2 protein-coding genes and 1 pseudogene are annotated in these 1,989 nt (G+C 75.4%); 2 read left to right on the forward strand and 1 reads right to left on the reverse strand.

The genetic code is table 11. The features are described from left to right. Window positions 1–83 precede the first annotated feature (83 nt). Window positions 84–392: pseudogene (locus tag AB0I76_RS28705) on the forward strand (hypothetical protein); the annotation flags it as partial. Between the two features lie 3 nt (window positions 393–395). Here the strand turns inward: AB0I76_RS28705 and AB0I76_RS28710 are convergent. Next, window positions 396–854: a rhodanese-like domain-containing protein gene (locus AB0I76_RS28710; RefSeq protein WP_357041913.1), complete on the reverse strand. Its 459-nt coding sequence runs from the start codon at window positions 852–854 to the stop codon at window positions 396–398. A 71-nt stretch (window positions 855–925) separates the two neighbouring features. On the opposite strand from AB0I76_RS28710, the gene AB0I76_RS28715 reads away from it, so the two are divergent. Continuing rightward, window positions 926–1,912, forward strand: coding sequence for a helix-turn-helix domain-containing protein (locus AB0I76_RS28715; protein WP_357041916.1), 987 nt, complete (start codon window positions 926–928; stop codon window positions 1,910–1,912). The last annotated feature ends 77 nt before the right edge of the window (window positions 1,913–1,989 follow it).

Consider the following 1,989-nt stretch of genomic DNA (forward strand, 5'->3'; position numbering starts at 1 on the left):
GGTTCGCCGTGATGGGCTGGGTGGCCTGGAAGGTCGCCGACTGGTGGTACGACCGCTTCATCCTCACCAACACGGCGGCCACCGCCGCGGAGCTGCTGGCGGCGTACGAGCCGGCGCTGCGCCGGGGCGCGCCGATGGCGAACCGTTTCGTCGAGCAGCTCAGCCACGAGGAGGTGACGGCGGCGATCCGGCTCGTCGACGAACTGCCCAAGCTCAAGCAGCACCTCAGTGCCGACATCCTGCCGATCCTGGCCACCCTGGACCGGGTCGGCCCCGACCTGCACGACCTGCTGGACGTCACCCGCGACCTGAAGCTCGCCGTCGCCGGCATCCCCGGTCTCGGCATGCTGCGCCGACGCGGCGAGCGGCTCAGCGACGACCCGGTCGAGTGAGCCTCAGCAGTCGCAGGTGACCGTGGACCGGGGTGCGGTCAGCTCGTCGGCGGGGCGCCGGACGAGGCCGTCGGGCCCTACGACGGGCAGTCCCTCGCGCACCCAGTACTCATACCCGCCGAGCATCTCCTTGACCGCGTAGCCGAGCCGGGCGAACTCCAGCGCCGCGCGCGTCGCGCCGTTGCAGCCGGGGCCCCAGCAGTAGGTGACCACCCGGGACCCGGCCGGCACGAGGTCGGCGGCCCGGGCGGCGATCGCGGCGGTCGGCAGGTGCAGCGCGCCGGACAGGTGCCCCTGCCGCCAGGCGACGTCACCCCGCGAGTCGACGACCACCAGGCCGGGCGTCCGGGCGGTGAGGTCGGCGTGCACGTCGCTGACGTCGGTCTCGACGGCGAGGCGGGCGAGGAAGTGGGCGGCGGCGGTGGCCGGGGGCGCGGCGGGCACGGCGAACGTCTGTGTCATGGCCTGATCCTGCGGCCGGTCCGGCAGTCCGGACGAGTGGCCGGAACGCCGTCCACCGCTAACATTCCGCCATGGCGGGACGGGTGGAGGGCGACCGGAGCGTCGCCGTGCTGGCGTATCCCGGGATGTCGGTCTTCGAGACCGGGATCGTCACCGAGGTGTTCGGGCTGCCCCGGCCGGAGTTCGACGTGCCCTGGTACACGCTGACCGTGTGCGCCGAACGTCCCGGGCCGGTGCCGCTGGTCGGCGGTGCCGCCCTGCACACCCCGTACGGGCTGGACGACCTCGCCGCCGCCGCGACCGTGATCGTTCCCGGGGTGCCGGACGTGACCGTCGCCCCCTCCCCCGCGCTGGTCGCCGCGCTGCGCCGGGCGCACCGGGACGGCGCCCGCGTGATGTCCATCTGCTCCGGCGCGTTCGCGCTGGCCGGCGCCGGGCTGCTCGACGGTCGACGGGCCACCACCCACTGGCGGTACGCGCCCCTGCTCGCCCGCCGCCACCCCCGCGTCCGGGTCGACCCGGACGTGCTCTACCTCGACGACGGCGACATCCTCACCAGCGCCGGCAGCGCCGCCGGCCTGGACCTCTGTGTGCACGTGGTACGCCGGGACCACGGCGCCGCGATCGCCAACGCCGTCGCCCGGCGGCTGGTGATCCCCCCGCACCGGGACGGCGGTCAGGCGCAGTTCGTCGAGGCGCCGGTCGCCGTCGACCCCGACGACGACCGGATCGCCGGCAGCATCGACTGGGCGCTGGCGCACCTGACCGAACCGCTCACCGTGGCGCGGCTGGCGCGGCAGGCGCACATGTCACCCCGGACGTACCTGCGGCACTTCGCCCGGGCCACCGGCACCAGCCCGATCCGCTGGCTGGTCGACCAGCGGGTCCGGGCCAGCCTGGCGCTGCTGGAGGAGACCGACGCGCCGGTGGAGGAGGTGGCCGCAGCGGTGGGCTTCGACAGCCCGGTCACCTACCGGCACCACTTCGGCCGGGCGATGCGGACCTCGCCGTCGGCGTACCGCCGGGCCTTCCGCGCGCGGGCCGACCGGCCGGCGTGACCCCCCGTCGCCCGCCGTCAGGCCCGCGCGTAGATCTCATCGATCTCGGCCCGGCCGGGCAGCGCCACCGAGGCGCC

The organism is Micromonospora sp. NPDC049799 (assembly GCF_040656655.1).
In the GTDB taxonomy this organism is placed as follows: domain Bacteria; phylum Actinomycetota; class Actinomycetes; order Mycobacteriales; family Micromonosporaceae; genus Micromonospora.

Excerpts from the sequence above, each read along its gene's own strand:
- AB0I76_RS28710 (WP_357041913.1), bottom strand. The coding sequence starts at position 854 with ATGACACAGACGTTCGCCGTGCCCGCCGCGCCCCCGGCCACCGCCGCC.
- AB0I76_RS28715 (WP_357041916.1), top strand. The coding sequence starts at position 926 with ATGGCGGGACGGGTGGAGGGCGACCGGAGCGTCGCCGTGCTGGCGTAT.